The following is an 18,661-nucleotide window of genomic DNA, read 5'->3' on the forward strand; positions in this document are numbered from 1 at the left end:
TTCCTTGTCTCCCGATCTATTCGCTGATGAATTCGCGCAGGGCGCGGTGGAAATTGGACACGCTCTTCTCCTGCACGGGGTTGGTGCGCGATCCGGTGAAGCCCCGCGACCGCATGCCGCGCTGGACCTCGGTCATGTTCTGGAAATCCTGTTCGAGGATCAGGCCCCAGCCGTCGTGATCCTTCCAGTCCGCGAAACATTGCCGTTCGAGCGGAGGCTCCTCGCCTTCCGGGTAGAGCAGCAGCGAATAGACCTCGAAGATGCAGCGCTCGGGATCGTCGCGGTCGGGCCGCGCGCGATAGGCGAGCATCGCGTCGGGCGCGGGCAGGAACACCATGTTGGGGAAGAGGTGCCAGTCGGCGCCGGCCCGCGCGATCTCCTCGGGGGTGAGCGCCGGGAAGGGGATGCCGCGCTCGCCGGCCGCCTCATAGGCGATCTGGCCGTATTTCATCAGCACGTCGAGCAGGCTGGCCTCGGCCGGAAGCTCCTCGACCAGCCGGTCCATCAGCCCGGCCATGTGCGGCGGGATCGAGGCCTTCAGGTCCTGTTCGAGCATCAGCACGAAGTCGCGGACATTGTGCCGATAGTCGACCGTCCGGGCGGCCAGCCGCGGCGATCGCTCGCCCAGCGAGATGCGGCCAGGGGCGAGCTGGTAGCTGCCGTGCCGGCCCTCGGCATGGGCGAGCGCCTCGTCGTCATGCACGGGCAAGAGCTGGGTGTGGGTGGTCTGGACGTGATAGCCCTCGTTGAAGGCTTCGAGCGCGGTCTTCCAGTTGCAGGCGATGCCGGTCGACTTGTACCAGCGGTAGCGCATCCTCTCGAACGGATAGTTGCGGAACACCTCCGGCAGCGGCGCCAGGAATTCGAGCAGCGGCTCGGTCTCCTCGCTCATGCAGACGAACACCCAGCCGCCCCAGCTGTCGACCCGCACCTTGGGCAGGGCGATGTCCTCGTCTTTCAGGCTGCCGTCCCAATTGTCGCGGTCGACGACATGGGCGATCGTACCGTCGAGCTTCCACGACCAGCCATGGAAGCGGCAATGGAGCCGCGCGGCATGGCCGCATCCCTCGGTCAACCGGCGGCCGCGATGCTGGCAGGCATTGTGATAGGCGGCGATGCGGTCGGGCGCGGTGCGGACGACGATGATCGACTCGTCGAGCACGTCATAGGTCACATAGTCGCCGACCCGGGGAATCTCCTCCTCGCGGCAGGCCATCTGCCAGGTGCGCGGCCACAACCGCTCGGCCTCGCGCCGGGCGAAGTCACGCGAGACATAATCTTCCTTGGGGATGAAGTCGTCGGGCCCGGCCTTGGCGCGCCGGGTGATCTCGGGCTGCATCTGTTGCACTGGCTGATCCACGTCGCTCGATCCTCTCCCGGCGGACGGGAAGACAGGACAGCGGCGGCCCTTGCGCGTCAATGCGTTAAGGCGACTGCCTGCACCTTCATCACCAATCTGATCGGTTGCCGGGGCCGATTGTGCCGCCCTGCAAAGCCCCCGATGGTCGACCCCTCACCAGCGGAGGGAGCGGCATGGCGCAGCGATGGTTCGTCACCGGCGTGGCCGGCGGATTGGGGCAGGCGCTGGCGACGGCGCTGCTCGATCGCGGCGACATCGTCGTCGGCACCGCGCGGCGCGTCGCCGAGGCGGAGGCCTTCGCCCGCAGCCGGCCGGGCGCCGCGCACGGCATCGCGCTCGATCTCGACGACCATGGCCGCATCACGGCGGCGGTCGAGCAGGCGATGGCGCTGGCGGGCGGCGGGATCGACGTCGTCGTCAACAATGCCGGCCGCAGCCTGTTCGCGCCGGTCGAGGAGACCCCGCTCGACGACGCCAAGGCGCTGTTCGCGACCAACCTCTTCGGGCCGATGGCGGTGATGCAGGCCTTCCTGCCGCATGTCCGCCGCCAGGGGCGGGGGACCTTCGTCACCATCTCCTCGGGCTGCGGGCTGATGGGGGTGCCGGGGCTCGGCGCCTATTGCGCCAGCAAGTTCGCGCTCGAAGGCCTTTGCGAGACGGTGGCGATCGAGATGGCCGGCTTCGGCGGCCGGATGATGCTGGTCGAGCCCGGCGCGGTGCGGACCCGCTTCATCAGCCACGGCACTGCCGAGGTCGGCGCGCGGGGTGGCCATTACGGCACTCTCGACGGCGGCAAGGACCTGCTCGACGCCTATTACCAGGACAAGGCGATGGCGCCGGAGGCGGTGGTCGCCGCGATCCTGGCGGCGCTGGACGGCGGCGATCCGCCGCCGCGCCTGGTGCTGGGCGACGATACCCGGCCGGGCGCGCGGGCCAAGTTCCAGGCGCTCGCCGACATGCTGGCCGATTGACGGGAGAAGGACGATGACGGGCACCGACGCCGCCTGGGCCGACTATCAGCGCGTGATCGACGAGGCGCGCACCCGCGCGATGACGTCGAGCTGGGCGAGCACGCCGCAGCTCCGCGCGCAGGCGGCCTATTATATCTCGATGCTGCAGGCGTTCGGCTTCAACCTCTACATGGCGCCGCGGCAGGCCTATCCGACCTTCTTCTCGCACACGATCTTCACGCCCGTGGAATATCAGTGGGGCGCGCCGAGCCCCGATTTCCGCTACCATTGGACCGCGATCGACGGCCGCCGCACCTACCGGATCTGGGGCAGGCGCGGCAACACGCGCTGGTTCGACATCCAGGCGCAGCATGGCTGGTGGGGCGACGCCGACCAGCACAACCTGGCCAATTGGGACATCGACGAGTTCGATCTGGGCCCGGACGGCAGCTTCGAGGCGATCGCCTCGGCCGATCCGCAGCCCGGCAACTGGATGAAGCTCGACCGCGACAGCCACAATATCTGCCTGCTGGTGCGCGACGTGTGGGACGACTGGGCCAATGCCGACGGCGCCACCATCCACATCGAATGCATCGACCGCGCGCCGTCCGACAGCGTGCTGCTGAGCGAGGCGCAGATCGCCGAGCGGCTCGGCAAGATCGCGCACATGACCAGCTTCTCGGTCGACTGGTACCAGGACATGTCGGACACGGTGCTGCGCGAGGCGGGCGGGCCCAACCGGCTGTGGCTGCCGACCCTGTCGGTCTCGAACGTCGGCGGCAATCCGCGCGCGGTCTACATCCAGATGATCTACGACCTGGCCGAGGACGAGGCGCTGATCATCGACAGCGAGATTCCCGACTGCAAATATTGGTCGCTGCAGCTCGCCGACCCCTGGTTCCAGACCACCGACTATCGCTTCCACGCCAGCTCGATCAACGACAAGCAGGCGCGCCGCGACGCCGACGGCCGGGTGCGGATCGTGTTGAGCCCGCGCGATCCCGGCGTGCCCAACTGGGTCGACACGGCGGGCCTGCTCAAGGGGCTGGGGATGTGGCGCTGGTATCTCTCGCCCAGCCATCCGGTGCCGGCGACCCGCAAGGTCAGGCTGGCCGAGGTGCGCGATCATTTGCCCGCCGATACACCGATCGTCTTGCCCGCCGAACGCGCGGAGATGCTGGCGACCCGCCAGGCCCAGGTGGCGCGGCGGTTCGGTTTCTGAGGGCCGCTCAGCGCAGCTCGTGGTCGACGATCAGGCGGGTCAGCTTCATCGCCGTGATCAGCCAGCGGCCGTCGCGTTTCGCATAGCTCTCGTGATAATGGCCGAAGCCGTGCAGGCGGCGCAGCGGCGCGTCGGGATCGTCGTCGTCCCAGCGGAGGATGTCCTCCATCGCCCAGATCGCCCGCGCCTCGGTGGGCGAGAGGATCTCGACCTCGGGGCAATGGCCGTGATGGACGGTGCGGCAGCGGGCGAGCGGGGTGCTCGCCGCCGCGACGATCGCGGCGCGGCCGCGGATGACGCCGCCCGGCACGTCGTCGCTGATGTCGAACAGCGCGTCCTCGGCGAACAGCGCGGCGAAGCCGGCCCAGTCCTTGGTGTCGACGCAGCGGAAATAGCGCGCCTTGACCGCGCGGACCTCCTCGATCGCCAGCAGCGTCTCGATCGCGTCCATCAGGCCGCTCCCGCCGCCGCGATCGACGCCATGATCTCGGCGGTCGTCGGGTTGCGGCGCAGGGTCAGCCCGCCGGTGACGTGGAAGGTCTCGCCGGTCATGAAGCATTCGTCGCCGGCCATGAACAGCGCGGCGTTGGCGATGTCGTCGACCGTGCCGATCCGGCCCAGCGGATATTCGCGCGCATAGGCCTCGGCCATGCCGGGCACGTCATAGCCGCCCAGCATCGGCGTGACGGTGAGGCCCGGTGACAATATGTTGGCGCGGATGCCGTGCCGGCCATATTCATGGGCGACGAAGCGGGTCATGTGATTGAGCCCGGCCTTGGCGCCCATATAGCTGCAATGGTTCTCCGACATGATGTCGGCCACCGCCGAGGAGACGGTGATGATCGATCCGCCCCGGCCGACGGGGCGCTTCATCCGCCCCACCACCGCCTGCATGAAGAACAGGCCGCCCTTGAAGATGATCGACAGCATCTCGTCGACCTGCTCCTCGGTCTCCTCCTCGAAGGGGGCGAGCGCGCCGGTCGCGGCGGCGTTGACCGCGATGTCGAGGCCGCCATGGCGGGCGACCACCGCATCGGCCAGCGCCTCGATCCCGGCGCGGCGGCGGACGTCGCAGGGCAGGGCGGTGGCGCCGGTCTCGGCGGCGAAGGCGTCGAGACCCTCGCGACCGCGGCCGGAGACGACCACGGTCGCCCCCTCGTCGATGAAGCGCCGGGCGATCGCCTGGCCCATATTGCCCGCGCGCGTCGCGCCCATGATCAGCGCGACCTTGCCGTTCAGCCTGCCCATATCGCCCTCTTCCTGTGAGGGCCGCGACCATGCGCCGGATGGAAAGCGCGGTTCCAGCCGCCAGCGTCGAACATCACAGCCATGATCGACGCGGCCCGCCCGCCGTTCGGGCTCGCTTCGCCGCGCCGCGCTATGTCATGTGTCACCGGGCAAGGATCGCGGAGAGGGCGTGTCATGGGCATGAAATGGCTGAAGTCGACCGATTGCGTGGCGTTCGACGTGCGCGACAACGTCGCCCGGATCACGCTGAACCGGCCCGACAAGCGCAATGCCCTGTCCGCCCGGACGATCCAGGAGCTCAACCAGGCGCTGCTGGAGGCCGACGACCGCCGCGACGTCAACGCGATCCTGCTGTCGGGCGCCGGCCGGGATTTCTGCGCGGGCTACGACCTGACCGACAGCTATGGCGGCGCGGCCGATGTCTCGTCCGATTATGACGCCGACCAGTATCGCACCCGCGCCGGCACGCTCGACGACGACATCTGGAATCTCGAGCGGCAGCAGGAGCTGACGCTGATCATGCTCGACCTGCACAAGCCGATCGTCGCCAAGATCCAGGGCAATTGCCTGGCGGGCGGCACCGACCTCGCCTTTTCCTGCGACATCGTGCTGGCCGCCGACGATGCCAGGATCGGCTTCCCGGCCGCGCGCGCCAACGGCACCCCTCCGACCAACTTGTGGTTCTATCATTGCGGTCCGCAATGGGCGAAGCGGATGCTGTTCACCGGCGACACGATCAGCGGGATCGACGCCGCCCGGATCGGCCTGGTGCTGGAGGCCTATCCCGCCGAGGCAATCGACGCCGAGGCCGACGAGATGGTCCGCCGCATCGCCTGCGTCGACGCCGAGATATTGGCGACCCACAAGCGGGTGATGAACATGCAGATGGAGCTGGCCGGCGCCAGGCTGTCGCAGCGCTACGCCGCCGAGCTCGACGCGCGCGCCCATCTCAGCCAGGGCCCGCGCCGCAGCCAGTTCCGCAAGGACATGGCGGAGAAGGGCCTCAAGGAAGCGCTGACCAACCGTGACGCGCCGTTCGGCGACAGCCGGGTCGCGCTCCGCGCGCGCAAGCCGTCGGCCTGATCAGCCCAGCGCGCGACCCCAGAAGGCCTGCGCGTCGGCGTCGAGCATGTCGCTCATGAATCGGGAGCGGTCTTCACTTTCGGATCGTCATCCCGGACTTGATCCGGGATCCAGAAACGCAGCGTAGGAGCAAGAAGCGCTGCGTTGCGGTTCTGGATGCTGAATCACGTTCAGCATGACGGGGGTGGCCTGTCTCACCCCCGCGCGAGGACGACCGTCGCCTCGCTCGACAACACCCCGCCATTGCCGTGCGCCACCGCCAGTTCGGCGCGCTCCAGCTGGCGATCGCCGGCCTCGCCGCGCAGCTGGCGGACCGCCTCGACCAGCAGGAACAGCCCGTACATGCCGGGATGGACGCAGGAGAGGCCGCCGCCATTGGTGTTGACCGCCAGCCGCCCGCCCGGCGCGATCGCGCCGTTCTCGACGAAGCGGCCGCCTTCGCCCTTGGGGCAGAAGCCGAGATCCTCGAGGAACAGGATCGGGGTGATGGTGAAGGCGTCGTAGACCATCGCCAGGTCGATGTCGGCCGGAGTCACCCCCGCCTGGGCGAAGGCCTGCGGGCCGGAGATCGCGGCGCCCGTCACCGTCAGGTCGGGCATCGAGCTGATCTCGCGATGGGTGACGGCATGGGCGGCGCCCAGCACCGGGATCGGCCGCCTGGCGCAGTCCTTGGCCCGGTCGGCGCGGACCATCACCACCGCCGCCGCGCCGTCGTTGAACAGGCAGCAGTCGCGGGCGGTCAGCGGGTCGGAGATCATGCGCGCCGACAGCACCTCGTCGATCGTCAGCGGGTCGCGCACTGCCGCCTCGGGGTTGAGCTGCGCCCAGCGCCGCGCCGCCACCGCCACTTCGGCGAGCTGGGCGCGGGTGGTGCCGTAGAGGTGCATGTGCCGGCTTGCCGCCAGCGCATAGGAGGAGATCGGGGCGACCGGTCGGTAGGGCGATTCCCACCGGCTCTGGCGGGTCATGCCGACGCCGGGCGGCGGGTTGCTCGCCGGGTTCGAGCCATAGGCGATCAGCGCGCAATCGATCAGCCCCGCTTCGAGCGCGAGCGCCGCCTGCTGGACATAGACCTCGAACGCCGATCCGCCGGTGCGGTTGCAGTCGACGACCTTCGGCGTGAGGCCGAGATATTCGGAAAGCTCCATCCCGCCGAGCGCCTCATAGGGCGCGGAGGTGTAGAGCGCGTCGACGTCCGCCAGCGAAAGGCCGGCATCGGCCAGCGCCAGCATCGCCGCGCGCGCCGCCATGTCGACCGCCGAGACGCCGGGGCACCTGCCGATGCCGAAGGTGGCGGCGCCGACGATCGCGGTGCGTCCGCTCGGGAAACCGTGGCGCATGTTCATGCCGGCACGAAGACGAGCAGCGGCTTGCCTTCCCCCTCGACGATGCGGGCCCGCACATCCATGCCGATCCGGACCGCGTCGACATCGATCCCGTCGACCCGGCTCATCAGCCGGGGCCCCTCGGCCAGGTCGACCAGCACGACATTGTAGCTGTCCGCCGGGTCCTTCTTGCGGACCACCGTGACCGCGTGGACCACGCCCTTGCCCGACGCCTCCACCCATTGCAGGTCGTCGGCGCCGGTGCCGGGTTCGACGATGCGCGGATAGAAGACATGGCCGCCGGTCGACCGGCTGCGCTGGATCATGAAGCGCCCCTCGGCCAGATGCGCGCGCCACTCCGCTTCGGGCTGAATCATCCGATCATTCCCCCTTGAAGACCGGCTTGCGCTTCTCCCGGAAGGCGCGGAGGCCCTCCTCATGGTCCTCGCTGCGGCTCGCGATCGGCTGCATCGTGAACTCCATGTCGAGATATTGCTCGAAGCCGGCATTCCACGAGAGGTCGAACTGGCGCTTGGCGAGGCCCATCGCGATGCTGGGGCCGGCGGCGAAGCTCTCGGCCAACTCCATTGCGCGCTCCATCAGCCCTTCGTCGGATGTCTTCTCGAACACCAGGCCCATCGCCAGCGCCTCGTCGGCGCCGATGATCCGGCCCGAATAGACCAACTCCTTGGCCTTCTGGACGCTGATCTGCTGGCGGAGCTGCCAGACGAGGCCGCCGTCGGGCGCCAGCGCGATGTTGCGGAAGATCGCGGCGAACCTGGCCTTCTCGGCGGCCAGCACGATGTCGCAGGCGAGGGCGTAGGACCAGCCGACCCCGACGCAGATGCCCGGCACCGCCGCGATGGTCGGCTTCTTGAGCGTGTGGATCGCCCGCGCGATCCGGTTGAGCGTGTACATCCGGTCCATCGATCCGGTCACGCCGCCCCGGCCCATGCCGCCGACGTCCATTCCCGAGCAGAAGGCGCCGTTCGCGCCGGTCAGGATCGCGGCGCGGATATCATGGTCGAGCGCGATCTGCTCGAAGGCGCCGTAGAGCTGGCCGCGCATCTCCTGGGTGATCGCGTTCCTGGTTTCGGGGCGGTCGAGCGTCACGATCGCGACCGCTCCCCGCTTCTCGACACTGATCGTCATCTGGGCGCTCCAAGCCGAATTTCGACGCCCGGTGTGTTGGCGCGGGGTGCGATGGTCAAGCGAGCCGGGAAACATCGCAGACGTGATGAGCGCGGCCGGCGATGGCAAGCGGCGGGCCCGGCCATTATCTCGCGGTCAGGTTGCGCGCAGGCTGCGGGAGGACAGGGCAGACATGAATGAAGCGGCGATCGTCGCCACCGCGCGGACCCCGATCGGCAAGGCCCATCGCGGTTCGCTCAACAATGTCCATGGCGCCACCATGGCCGGCCATGTCATCGCCGCCGCCGTGGCGCGCGCCGGGATCGATCCGGGCGAGGTCGAGGACGTGCTGCTCGGCTCGGCGCGCTGCGAAGGCGCGGTCGGATCGAACGTCGCGCGGCAGGCGGCGCTGCGGGCCGGCCTGCCGGTCGGGGTCTGCGGCGTCACGCTCGACCGCAAATGCTCGTCGGGTCTCCAGACCATCGCCTTCGCGGCGCAGCGCATCCGGGCCGGGGAGGGCGGCATCTACGTCGCCGGCGGGGTCGAGACGGTGTCGCTGGTCGATCCGCACCGCAATACATTCCGTACCCGCGACGACTGGCTGGTCGAGCACAAGCCCGAAATCTACATGGCGATGAACCTGACCGGCGACATCGTCGCCCGCCGCTACGGCGTCGGCCGCGAGGCGCAGGACGCATTCGCCGTGACCAGCCAGGCGCGCGCCGCCGCCGCCCAGCAACAGGGCCATTTCGACGCGGAGATCGTGCCGATCGACGTCACCCGCAACCTTGTCGACAAGGCGCTGGCGGTGACCGGGCAGGAGGATGTCCGGTTCGAGCGCGACGAGTGCAACCGGCCGGGCACCGATATCGAGGGGCTGGCGAAGCTCAAGCCGCTGTTCGAGGGCGGCACCGTCACCGCCGGCAATTGCAGCCAGCTTTCGGACGGATCGAGCGTCTGCGTGGTGATGGACGCCGACGAGGCGGCGCGGCGGGGCATCCCCATCCTCGGCCTCTACAAGGGGATGCAGGTCGCGGGCTGCGAGCCCGACGAGATGGGGATCGGCCCGGTCTTCGCGGTGCCCAGGCTGCTGGCGCGCGCCGGGCTGTCGGTCGACGATATCGACCTGTGGGAGCTCAACGAGGCCTATGCCAGCCAGGCGCTGTACTGCCGCGACCGGCTCGGCATCCCGCAGGAACGGCTCAACGTCGACGGCGGCGCGATCGCGCTCGGCCATCCCTTCGGCATGACCGGCTCGCGGATGACCGGCCATGCGCTGCTCGCCGGCCGCCGGCTCGGCGCCCGCAACGCGGTGGTGACGATGTGCATCGGCGGCGGGATGGGCGCGGCCGCGCTGTTCGAGCTGGTCTAGCAGCGGCGCGGGGCCAAGCCTTCACAACCGCGATATCCTCGCGCGGCGGCCGCGCGGGGACTGCCAAGCGCCGCCGAACATGGCAGAGCAGGGTTCGAACGACCGGTGCGCCGGAAACAGAAAGGCTGATCGATGACCAACAGGGCCGTGCCCGACGCCGGGACCCAGATCGAGATCTACCGCCGCATGGCGCTGATCAAGGCCAATGACGAGCGCTCGCGCAAGGTGATCATGACCGGCCGCCTGGTCATGCCCTATTACAGCCCGCGCGGGCAGGAGGTGATCCCCAGCGCGATCTCGGTCAGCCTGACCGACGAGGACTATGTCTGCACCATCTATCGCGGCAGCCACGACCAGCTCGCCAAGGGCCTGCCGCTCAAGGACCTGTGGGCCGAGGTCGCCGGGCGCACCACCGGCACCTGCAAGGGCAAGGGCGGCCCGATGCACGTCACCTATCCGACCAAGGGGATCATGGTGACGACCGGCATCGTCGGATCGACCATGCCGATCGCCAACGGCCTCGCCTGGGGCTCGCAGCTGCGCGGCGACGGGCGGGTGACGGTGGCCAATTTCGGCGACGGCGCCGCCAATATCGGCGCCTTCCACGAATCGCTCAACCTGGCGTCGGTGTGGAAGCTGCCGGTGATCTTCGTGTGCCAGAACAACGAATGGGGCGAGCACACCGCCTATGACAAGACCAGCAACGTCAGGGTCGCCGATCGCGCCGCCGCCTATGGCATCCCCGGCGAACGGGTCGACGGCAACGATCCCTTCGCGATGTACGCCGCCGCCCGCGAGGCGATCGAGCGCGCCCGTGCCGGCGAGGGGCCGACCCTGATCGAGGCGATGACCTACCGCTTCCACGGCCACGTCTTCGGCGACCAGGACGCGTATATGGACAAGGACCGCAAGGCGCGGGCGATGGCCGACGATCCGGTGCCTCGCTTCCGCGCGCGGCTGATCGCCGACGGCGTCGCCGGCGAGGAGCAGCTCGCCGCGATGGAGGCCGAGATCGAGGCGCAGATCGACGAGGCGGTCGAGTTCGCGCTGGCCAGCGACTTCCCCGGCGTCGAGGAACTGAAGCGCGACGTGTTCGCGGAGGAGCTCAACTGATGGCTACCCAGACCGCTGCCAAGCCCGCCAAAGCCAATATCCTCCAGGCGATCAACGCCGCCATCGCCGACGCGATGGAGGCCGACGACAACGTCGTCGTGCTCGGCGAGGACGTCGCCGATCCCGAGGAGGGAGGCGTCTGCGGCGTGACCAAGGGGCTGTCGTCGCGCTTCGGCGACGCGCGGGTCCGCTCGACCCCGATCTCCGAGCAGGCGATCGTCGGCGCCGCGATCGGCGCTTCGCTGGTCGGCTTCAAGCCGGTCGCGGAGATCATGCTGATGAACTTCACGACGGTGGCGATGGACATGATCGTCAACCACGCCGCCAAGCTGCGCTTCATGTCGGGCGGGCAGACCCATGTGCCGATCGTGATCCGCACCATGACCGGCACCGGCTTCGCCTCGGGCGGGCAGCATTGCGACTATCTGGAGGCGTGGTTCGCCCACACCGCCGGGATCAAGGTGGTGGCGCCGTCCAGCCCGCGCGACGCCTATGGCCTGATGCGCAGCGCGATCGACGATCCCGATCCGGTGCTGTTCATCGAGAATCTGCCGACCTACTGGACCCCGGCCGAAGCGCCCGAGAAGGACCATCGCGTGCCGATCGGCAAGGCGAAGCTGCTGAGCGAGGGCAGCGACATCACCATCATCGCCTATGCCCGGATGATCCAGGAGGCGCTGCCGGCGGTCGCCCAGCTCGCCGAGGCGGGCATCTCGGCCGAGCTGATCGACCTGCGCACCATCGCGCCCTGGGATCGCGACACCGTGCTGGCGTCGGTCGCCAGGACTGGCCGCGCGATGATCGTGCACGAGGCGGTGACGCCGTTCGGGGTCGGCGCCGAGATCGGCTCGGTGCTGAACGAGGAGCTGTTCGGCAAGCTCAAGGCGCCGGTGAAGCGACTGGGCGGCGCCTTCTGCGCGGTGCCCTTCTCCAAGCCGCTGGAGACCGCCTTCGCGCCGCAGACCGCCGATATCGTTGCCGCCGCCAAGGCGCTGATGGCCTGAATATTTTCCAACGGAGTTACCGAAGATGGCTGTTGAGGTTCTGCTGCCGAAGCTCGGCTTTTCGATGAACGAGGGCGTGCTCGCCGAATGGCTGGTCGCCGACGGCGGCCAGGCGGTCGAGGGCGCGCCGCTCTATGCGCTCGAATCCGAGAAATCGACCCAGGAGGTCGAGAGCCCGGCGTCGGGCACGCTCAAGATCGTCGCCCAGGTCGGCGAGACCTATGAGGTCGGCACGGTGCTGGCCGTGATCGAATGACGATGCGCTACAAGCTGCATGTTTCCTCGCGCGCCCTGCCGGGCCGCGAGGAGGATTATGAGCGCTGGTATGCCGAGACCCATGTCGCCGACATGCTGGCACTGCCGGGCTTCCTCGCCTGCGACCGCTATCGCCAGCTCGGCATGGACGGCCGGCCGACCGGCGTCTTCATCGCCCTCTACGAGGTCGAGACCGACGATCCGGCCGCGCTGCTGCAAAGCGTGTTCGCGGCGGTGCCGACGATGCGGCTGACCGACGCGATCGACCCTGCCAGCGCGGCCTTCACCTTCCTGCAATGACGATGCGCGCGGTCGCGATCCGCCGTTACGGCGGGCCGGAGGTGCTGGAGCCCGGCGACTATCCGCGCCCCGAGCCGAAGCCCGGCGAGACGCTGGTCGCGATCCGCGCCGCGGCGGTCAATCCGGCCGACGGCAAGTGGCGCGCCGGCATGTTCGCCGGCTTCGCGCCGGTCTCCTTCCCCCATATCCTCGGCTATGACGTCGCCGGGGTGGTAGTGGGCGGCGCGGGCCTCACGCCCGGCACCCGCGTCGCGGCCATGCTCGATCCTTTCACCAAGGGCGGCTATGCCGAATATGTCGCGGTGGCGGCCGACCGGCTCGTCGCGATCCCGGACGGCTTGTCCTTCGAGGTCGCGGCGGCGGTGCCCACGGCGGGGCTGACCGGCGCGCAACTGATCGAGCGCGCGGTCGACGCGCGGCCGGGCCAGTTCGTCCTGCTGACCGGCGCGGTCGGGGCGGTCGGGCGGTTCGCGCTCGATGCGGCGCGGCGGCGCGGGGTCGAGGTTGTCGCGGCGGTGCGCGGGACGCGGAAGGACGAGGCGCTGGCGCTCGGCGCGGCGCAGGCGATCGCGCTCGGCGAGGAGGATTGGCGGGGGCCGTCCTTCGATCATGTCGTCGACACGGTCGGCGGCGATGCGGTTGCGACGCTGTGTCGGCATCTTCGCCCCGGCGGCCGGATCGCCACCGCCGCGACCACGCCGATCGATCCGCAGGGCCTCGCCGCCGTCCCTGAATTCTACGCCGTGGTCGCCGATGCCGAACGGCTCGGCCGGCTGCTGGACGCGGTCGCGAAGGGCGAGATCGCGGTGCCGATCGCGCGGGTGATGCCGCTGGAGGAGGCCGCCGAGGCGCAGCGCCTCACCGATGCCGGCGGGACCGGCGGCAAGATCATCCTCACGCCTTGATAGCAAGGTGCAGGGATGCTGACGCATCCGCACCTTGGAACGCTCAGGCGCCGCGCGGGCTTAACCGTTCCTCGCGCAGAGCCGAGCGTCGCACCTTGCCGGCCTCGTCGCGGATCGGGCGGCAGGTGAACTCGGCCGAGCGCGGCCGCTTCAGCCCCGGCAGCCGGTCGGCGAGCGCGGCGAGGAAGGCGTCGGCGTCCTCGGGGACGTCGCCCGGTGCCGCGACCTCGACGATGGCGTGCAGCCGGTTGCCCATGTCGGCGTCGGGCAGGCCGATCACCGCGCAGCCGCGCACGCCGGGCAGCGCCTCGATCGCCGCCTCGATCTCGGCCGGATAGATGTTGATGCCGCCGACCAGCACCATGTCGGTGCGGCGGTCGGCGATGTGGAGATAGCCGGCCTCGTCGAGCCAGCCCATGTCGCCGAAGCTGTCGATGTCGCCCTTCGCCCGGCCCGCCGCGCCGATATAGGCGTAGCCGGAGGCGGCGCCGCCGGCCTTGCGGAAGTGGATCTCGCCGATCGTCCCGGTCGGCAGTGGCGCGCCGTCCTCGTCGGTGATCAGGATCTGCTGGCCGGGGCTCGCCTTGCCGACCGTGCCGGGATGCTCCAGCCATTCACTGCCGCCGATCATGGTGACGCCGATCCGCTCGGTGCCGCCATAGACCTCCCAGACCTGCTCCGCGCCGATCCGGTCAATCCACCAGCGCTTGATCTCGGGCGGGCAGGGCGCGGCCATGTGGAGCAGGGTGCGGATCGTCGACAGGTCGCGGCCCTCGGTCTCGGCGGCGGGCAGGCGCGCGATCCGGGCCATCATCGTCGGCACCATATAGGCATAGTCGACCCCGTGCCGTTCGACGGCGTCGAGCCAGCCATGCGGATCGAAACGGTCGAGACAGACGATGTGGCTGCCCTGCGCCAGCGCCATCGTCGTCGTGTTGAACGGCGCCGAATGGTAGAGCGGGCCGGGGTTGAGCAGCGTCAGCCGCGGCCCGCGCCGGCATCCCTCCTTGTCGGGGCCCCAGGCCGAGGGCAGCGGATCGACGATCAGCTTGGGCCGGCCGGTGCTGCCGCCGCTGTTGGCGATCTTGCCGGGCGTGGCGACGGCGGGCGGCAAGGGGCCGTCGTCGATGCCGTCGGGCAGCGGATCGTCGATGGCGTAGAGCCGGTCCGCGTCGACCGGCAGGCCCGGCGATCCGATCACCGCGCGGGGATCGGCGAGCGCGACGATCTCGGCGAACTCGGCCGGGGCCAGCCGTTCGGAAACGGGGCAGGGCGTCGCGCCGATCTTCCACAGCGCGAAGGCGCACTCCAGATAATCGGGGCGGTTGGCCATCGCCAGGACCACGCGGTCGCCCGCCGCGATGCCCCGGTCGATCAGGTGCCGCGCGCGCCGGTTGGCGCGCCGCTCGAACGCCGCGAAGCTCAGGCTGCTCTCGCCCAGGGTGAAGGCCGGCCGGTCGGGCGTCGCGGCGGCCTGGGCGCTGAGCAGCATGCCGAGCGGCGCGCCGGCGACGGGCTGGCCGCTGGCGGGGTCGATCCAGTCGGCGGGGTCGACCGGGTCAGCCATCGCCGTCGCGGTACATGCGCTCGAGCGTCCCCGCGAGCGGCACCGGCACGAAGCCGTCGCCGAACGGCCAGTCGAGGAAGCCGGCCGCCGCCATCGTGCCGCCGTCGACATGCAGCGTCGTGCCCGAGACGAAGCGGGCGAGGTCGGACGCCAGGAACAGCACCGCGTCGGCGAGCGCCTCGGGCGGCGGCTGTTCGCCGCGCGGGATGTACATCGCCATGCCCTGCGGCTTCACCGCATCGGGCAGGCGCATAAACGCCTCGCCATATTCGGGCGGCAGGCCGTTGATATTGCCCCGGCTCGGGGTGGTGTCGGGCGCGATGCAGTTGAGCCGGATCTTCTCCTTGCCCAGCTCGACCGCCATGGCGCGGGTGAAATTGGTGGTCGCCGCCTTGGCCCCGGCATAGACCGAGAAGCCCGCCGCGCCGCGATGCGCCTCGATCGTGGTGAAGCTGACGATGCTGCCGCCCTTGCCCGAACGGCGGATCAGCGGCACCGCGCGCTGCACCGACTGGACGACATAGCCGTAGTTGCGCTGTATATCGTCGGCGATGGCGGCGCGGCTCGCCTCCATGAAGGCGCGCCGCCGGGTGCCGCCCGCGACGTTGACGAGGATGTCGAGGCGGCCAAAATCCCTGGCGAGTCGGTCATAATAGGCGTCGAGCGCGGCCTCGTCGGTCGCGTCGGCGTGGCAGGTCGTGACGGTGCGGCCGAGCGCGCGGGCCGCCCGCGCGGTCTCCTCCATCGCCGCCGCGTCGATGTCGCAGATCGCCAGGTCGACCCCGGCCTCGGCCAGCGCCGTCGATATCGCCGCGCCGATCCCGAAGCCGCCGCCGACCACCGCCGCGACCTTGCCGCCGAGCCCCGCGCGTTCGTCGAGGAAACCCGCCATCATCCTTCTCCCGTCTGGCCTACCATTTGCGGCGGAGCTGCGATCCGATCCGGCGGCGGCGCAGCGCTTCGGCGCGCTCGTCGCCGCCGATCCGGGCCACGCCCTCGGGCAGGTGCCGGTCGAGATCGGCGAATTTCACGCGGGTGACGCTCGGCGTCGGGTGCCCCGAGCAGCGATACCAGCGCCCGATCAGCATGCCGTGGAGATTGTCGCCGGTGTCGAGCCAGTTGGCGACGCCGGGATCGCGATGCGCCAGCACCGCGCGGAACTTGCCGTCGGCGTCGACCGTCGCCTGGAGGCCGTTGAGGCTCGACTGGCGATAGACATAGTCGACCTGGTTCCACAGCCCGTCGATCACCTGGATGTTCCAATAGGGCCGCTGCTCCGGCAGCTCGGATTCGATGATCAGCGCCTCGTCCTCGGCGATGTCGAACACCGTCTCCCAATAGGCCTGCGGCCAGTCCTTGCCGTTGCCCAGTTCCTGGAAGCTGGTGAGGTTGAAGCGGTTGACGAAGCCCTGCTCGGCGCAGCGGGCGACGGCGCCGATCGAGATCTGCGACAGGTTGCGCGCATAGCCGCCGAACAGATGGGCGAGCTTCGCGTCGACCTGCGCGGGGGTGAGGGCCGGACGGATCGGCGGCGCGTCGAGACGCTCGATGGCGAGGCGGACGTCGCGTTCGTTACCCCAGTCGTAGGAGAATTGCCTGACCAGGATGAAGTCAGCTTCCTCGGGTAATTTCAGCCAGTTGCCATGATAACCTACGGGACGTTCGCAACTGAAGATCACCTCGAAGCGCCCGTCGGCGTCGATCTCCAGATCGTCGAAGTCATGATTGCCCAGGCCCTTGCCGGGCAGCGGGTCCATGCCGATGATCCTGTTGCCCAGCGCGAAGCCGGCGACCGGCGCATTGCCGCGCTCGCCGGTCACCCGATAGGTGCCACTGCCGTCGACCGGAGCGTAATAATAGACAGCGTCGGGGTTGGGCTGGGCGAGGAACACCGAATTCTCGAAGGGCGCGAATTCGGGATGGTCGGGGGTCGACTGGAACAGCAGGAAATAGCCCTGCGACAGGTTCATCGCGAACTGGCGCCACAACTGCGCCTTCATCGCGTCGCTGTCGGGGGAATGGGTGCGGGCGAGCAGTTCCGCCGCCGGTTTGAGCAGGTCCGCATAGTCGGCCCAGTTCCGCATCCCGTCTCTCCTCGCCGGTTCTCCGGCAAGGAAAGCAGCCGCGCGGAGGCATGGACAGCCCGCCGGCCGATCCACCGCATCCGTGATGGGCGCGGCTCTCCCATCATTCGATAGTCAATGATAATGGGTATTCAGCGAGGCCTACTATTCGGGAATGGCGATGGACCGGCTGACGGCGATGGAGGCCTTCGTGGCGGTGGCGGAGCTGGGCTCCTTCTCGCGCGCGGCGGCGCGGATGCGGATGTCGGCGGCGATGATGACGCTCCACGTCGCGCGGCTGGAGGAGCATCTCGGCGTGCGCCTGTTCAACCGCACCACTCGCCGCGTCGACCTGACCGAGGACGGCCGCGAGCTGCTCGACCATGCCCGCTCCGCGCTCCATGCCTATGTCCAGGCGGAGAATGCGCTGAAGCCCGGCAGCGGTTTGTCCGGCCGGGTGAGGATCGACGCGCCCGCCTCGATCGGCCATGGCTTCGTCGTCCCCGCGCTCGAGCATTTCCACCGGCTCCACCCCGGCATCGTCGTCGATCTGAGCCTCGGCGATCGCGGCACCGTGTTCCGCGCCGACGGCTTCGACATATTGCTGCGGGTGGGGGAGGCGCCGCTCGCGGGCTGGATCACCGTGCCGCTCGGCGCCACCCGGCTCTGCTGCCTCGCCGCGCCCGACTATCTCGATCGCCACGGCATTCCCGAGACGCCCGAGGACCTCAACGAGCATCGCTGCATTCTCTATGCGAGCGTCGAGGGGCCGGGCGGCAATCCGTGGAGCTTCGTCCGCAACGGCCGGCGGGTGCGCATCCGCCCGCCCGCCGCCTTCACCTTCAACGACGGCGCCGCGATCATGGCGATGACCGCCGCGGGCCTCGGCATCGCCCAGAATCTGGAGATGCTGGCGCATGACGCGCTGCAATCGGGGACGCTGCTGCGGGTGCTGGAGGACTGGACGACGCCGACCCTGCCGGTGGTGCTGATGAGCGCCAAGGACCGCTACGCGCTGCCCTATGTGCGCGCGGCGATGGATTTCCTGGCGGAGCGGATCGACTGGCGGCTTTAGCTTAGTTCCGAGTTAGTTAGAGCCATGTCCTCCATCCCCGTCGTCATTCCCGCGAAAGCGGGAATCCATGGACGGCGGGCCGCAAGAGACGGAATGTTCCGTGACCGTGGATTCCCGCTTTCGCGGGAATGACGAATTCTAGCGGCTGCGGGTCAGCGGGCGGAGGTAGGAGATGTCGCCCTTGTCGCGGCGGTTGGGGCCGGACTTGTAGAGCATCGCCTCGGCCTCCTCGGGCAGGCGGTTCTCCATGAACAGCCCGGCCTTCTCGTTGACGCAGACGCGGTGGGCGATCCGCCATTCGCCGTCGCGCTTCTCGAAGCGGTCGACATAGCGGCCGAAGGCGAGGGTGGGCGGGCCCATCCGGTTCTCGCCCCAGAAGACATAATAGGTCTCGCCATGGGCGGTGTCGCCGTCCAGCTCCAGGCTGTGGTTGGCGATGATGTGCTGGTGCCTGGTTTGATATTCGCCGTGCCAGCCGATCGCCCAGTCGACGAAGGCGGCGGCCTCGCCCTCGGCGACGCCATGCTCGTCGAAGGCGTCGGGCCAATAGGCCGACAGCATCAGCGCGCGATCGTGCCGGTCGACGCCGCGGGTGTAGCGGAGCAGGCATTGCTGGATGTCGAAGCGATCCTTCTGCTCGCGCACGAAGGCGATAAGCTCGGGCGTCAGCGCGGCATCGGACATGGCG

Annotated in this window: 20 protein-coding genes; 10 read left to right on the plus strand and 10 right to left on the minus strand. The window is 69.4% G+C overall.

Annotated elements, in window-relative coordinates; all coding sequences use genetic code 11:
* Positions 1-16: 16 nt before the first annotated feature.
* Positions 17-1,360, minus strand: a complete 1,344-nt coding sequence (locus tag HRJ34_RS03790) for an aromatic ring-hydroxylating dioxygenase subunit alpha (RefSeq protein WP_208633393.1) — start codon at positions 1,358-1,360, stop codon at positions 17-19.
* 173 nt (positions 1,361-1,533) lie between these two features.
* Between HRJ34_RS03790 and HRJ34_RS03795 the strand changes: the two genes are divergently transcribed.
* Both HRJ34_RS03795 and HRJ34_RS03800 read left to right on the plus strand, forming a co-directional pair.
* Entirely contained in the window at positions 1,534-2,331 is a 798-nt protein-coding gene (locus HRJ34_RS03795; protein ID WP_208633394.1) for an SDR family oxidoreductase, read from the plus strand.
* A gap of 13 nt (positions 2,332-2,344) precedes the next feature.
* Entirely contained in the window at positions 2,345-3,532 is a 1,188-nt protein-coding gene (locus HRJ34_RS03800; RefSeq protein WP_208633395.1) for a DUF1214 domain-containing protein, read from the plus strand.
* A gap of 7 nt (positions 3,533-3,539) precedes the next feature.
* On the opposite strand, the gene HRJ34_RS03805 is transcribed toward HRJ34_RS03800, so the two are convergent.
* Both HRJ34_RS03805 and HRJ34_RS03810 read right to left on the minus strand, forming a co-directional pair.
* Positions 3,540-3,983 carry a nuclear transport factor 2 family protein gene (locus tag HRJ34_RS03805; protein ID WP_208633396.1) on the minus strand — a complete coding sequence of 148 codons (444 nt, stop codon included), beginning with the start codon at positions 3,981-3,983 and terminating at the stop codon, positions 3,540-3,542.
* A complete protein-coding gene (locus tag HRJ34_RS03810) occupies positions 3,983-4,780 on the minus strand; it encodes an SDR family NAD(P)-dependent oxidoreductase (RefSeq protein WP_016744561.1) in 798 nt (265 codons plus the stop codon). The genes HRJ34_RS03805 and HRJ34_RS03810 overlap by 1 nt, the downstream gene beginning before the upstream one ends.
* 174 nt (positions 4,781-4,954) lie before the next feature.
* Here HRJ34_RS03810 and HRJ34_RS03815 point away from each other — a divergent pair, with 174 nt between their 5' ends.
* Complete coding sequence (locus tag HRJ34_RS03815; RefSeq protein ID WP_208633397.1) at positions 4,955-5,863, plus strand: crotonase/enoyl-CoA hydratase family protein; 909 nt, start codon at positions 4,955-4,957, stop codon at positions 5,861-5,863.
* A 194-nt stretch (positions 5,864-6,057) separates the two neighbouring features.
* On the opposite strand, the gene HRJ34_RS03820 is transcribed toward HRJ34_RS03815, so the two are convergent.
* From HRJ34_RS03820 to HRJ34_RS03830, 3 genes are read right to left on the minus strand one after another with little or no spacing between them, the layout of a single operon-like run.
* Entirely contained in the window at positions 6,058-7,209 is a 1,152-nt protein-coding gene (locus tag HRJ34_RS03820) for a thiolase (protein ID WP_404947164.1), read from the minus strand.
* Complete coding sequence (locus tag HRJ34_RS03825; protein ID WP_011951194.1) at positions 7,206-7,565, minus strand: Zn-ribbon domain-containing OB-fold protein; 360 nt, start codon at positions 7,563-7,565, stop codon at positions 7,206-7,208. The genes HRJ34_RS03820 and HRJ34_RS03825 overlap by 4 nt, the downstream gene beginning before the upstream one ends.
* Positions 7,566-7,569: 4 nt before the next feature.
* Complete coding sequence (locus HRJ34_RS03830; RefSeq protein ID WP_011951195.1) at positions 7,570-8,340, minus strand: enoyl-CoA hydratase/isomerase family protein; 771 nt, start codon at positions 8,338-8,340, stop codon at positions 7,570-7,572.
* A 172-nt stretch (positions 8,341-8,512) separates the two neighbouring features.
* Between HRJ34_RS03830 and HRJ34_RS03835 the strand changes: the two genes are divergently transcribed.
* The 6 genes from HRJ34_RS03835 (at position 8,513) to HRJ34_RS03860 (ending at position 13,268) form a co-directional block, all read left to right on the plus strand.
* Positions 8,513-9,691, plus strand: a complete 1,179-nt coding sequence (locus HRJ34_RS03835) for an acetyl-CoA C-acyltransferase (RefSeq protein WP_208633399.1) — start codon at positions 8,513-8,515, stop codon at positions 9,689-9,691.
* A gap of 132 nt (positions 9,692-9,823) precedes the next feature.
* Positions 9,824-10,804 (plus strand): thiamine pyrophosphate-dependent dehydrogenase E1 component subunit alpha, encoded by a 981-nt coding sequence (locus HRJ34_RS03840; RefSeq protein WP_208633400.1) that lies wholly within the window; start codon positions 9,824-9,826, stop codon positions 10,802-10,804.
* The gene (locus HRJ34_RS03845) at positions 10,804-11,808 is read left to right on the plus strand and encodes an alpha-ketoacid dehydrogenase subunit beta (RefSeq protein ID WP_011951198.1); all 1,005 of its coding nucleotides are present in this window, start codon (positions 10,804-10,806) and stop codon (positions 11,806-11,808) included. The genes HRJ34_RS03840 and HRJ34_RS03845 overlap by 1 nt, the downstream gene beginning before the upstream one ends.
* A 25-nt stretch (positions 11,809-11,833) precedes the next feature.
* The gene (locus HRJ34_RS03850; protein ID WP_011951199.1) at positions 11,834-12,064 is read left to right on the plus strand and encodes a biotin/lipoyl-containing protein; all 231 of its coding nucleotides are present in this window, start codon (positions 11,834-11,836) and stop codon (positions 12,062-12,064) included.
* A gap of 2 nt (positions 12,065-12,066) precedes the next feature.
* The gene (locus tag HRJ34_RS03855; RefSeq protein WP_226949034.1) at positions 12,067-12,363 is read left to right on the plus strand and encodes a DUF4286 family protein; all 297 of its coding nucleotides are present in this window, start codon (positions 12,067-12,069) and stop codon (positions 12,361-12,363) included.
* Complete coding sequence (locus HRJ34_RS03860; RefSeq protein WP_208633401.1) at positions 12,360-13,268, plus strand: NADP-dependent oxidoreductase; 909 nt, start codon at positions 12,360-12,362, stop codon at positions 13,266-13,268. Before HRJ34_RS03855 ends, HRJ34_RS03860 begins: the two co-directional genes overlap by 4 nt.
* Before the next feature lie 43 nt (positions 13,269-13,311).
* On the opposite strand, the gene HRJ34_RS03865 is transcribed toward HRJ34_RS03860, so the two are convergent.
* The 3 genes from HRJ34_RS03865 to HRJ34_RS03875 are packed head-to-tail and all read right to left on the minus strand — an operon-like array spanning position 13,312 to position 16,919.
* Complete coding sequence (locus tag HRJ34_RS03865) at positions 13,312-14,835, minus strand: AMP-binding protein (RefSeq protein ID WP_208633402.1); 1,524 nt, start codon at positions 14,833-14,835, stop codon at positions 13,312-13,314.
* Positions 14,828-15,727: an SDR family NAD(P)-dependent oxidoreductase gene (locus tag HRJ34_RS03870; protein ID WP_226949035.1), complete on the minus strand. Its 900-nt coding sequence runs from the start codon at positions 15,725-15,727 to the stop codon at positions 14,828-14,830. The genes HRJ34_RS03865 and HRJ34_RS03870 overlap by 8 nt, the downstream gene beginning before the upstream one ends.
* Positions 15,728-15,746: 19 nt before the next feature.
* A complete protein-coding gene (locus HRJ34_RS03875) occupies positions 15,747-16,919 on the minus strand; it encodes a DUF1214 domain-containing protein (protein ID WP_208633404.1) in 1,173 nt (390 codons plus the stop codon).
* Positions 16,920-17,079: 160 nt separating this feature from the next.
* On the opposite strand from HRJ34_RS03875, the gene HRJ34_RS03880 reads away from it, so the two are divergent.
* On the plus strand, positions 17,080-17,973 hold the full coding sequence (locus HRJ34_RS03880; RefSeq protein ID WP_208633405.1) for a LysR family transcriptional regulator: 894 nt from the start codon (positions 17,080-17,082) through the stop codon (positions 17,971-17,973).
* Positions 17,974-18,111: 138 nt separating this feature from the next.
* On the opposite strand, the gene HRJ34_RS03885 is transcribed toward HRJ34_RS03880, so the two are convergent.
* Complete coding sequence (locus tag HRJ34_RS03885) at positions 18,112-18,657, minus strand: nuclear transport factor 2 family protein (protein WP_030090032.1); 546 nt, start codon at positions 18,655-18,657, stop codon at positions 18,112-18,114.
* Positions 18,658-18,661: the final 4 nt, after the last annotated feature.

This window comes from Rhizorhabdus wittichii (genome assembly GCF_017607425.1).
GTDB classification, from domain to species: domain Bacteria; phylum Pseudomonadota; class Alphaproteobacteria; order Sphingomonadales; family Sphingomonadaceae; genus Rhizorhabdus; species Rhizorhabdus wittichii.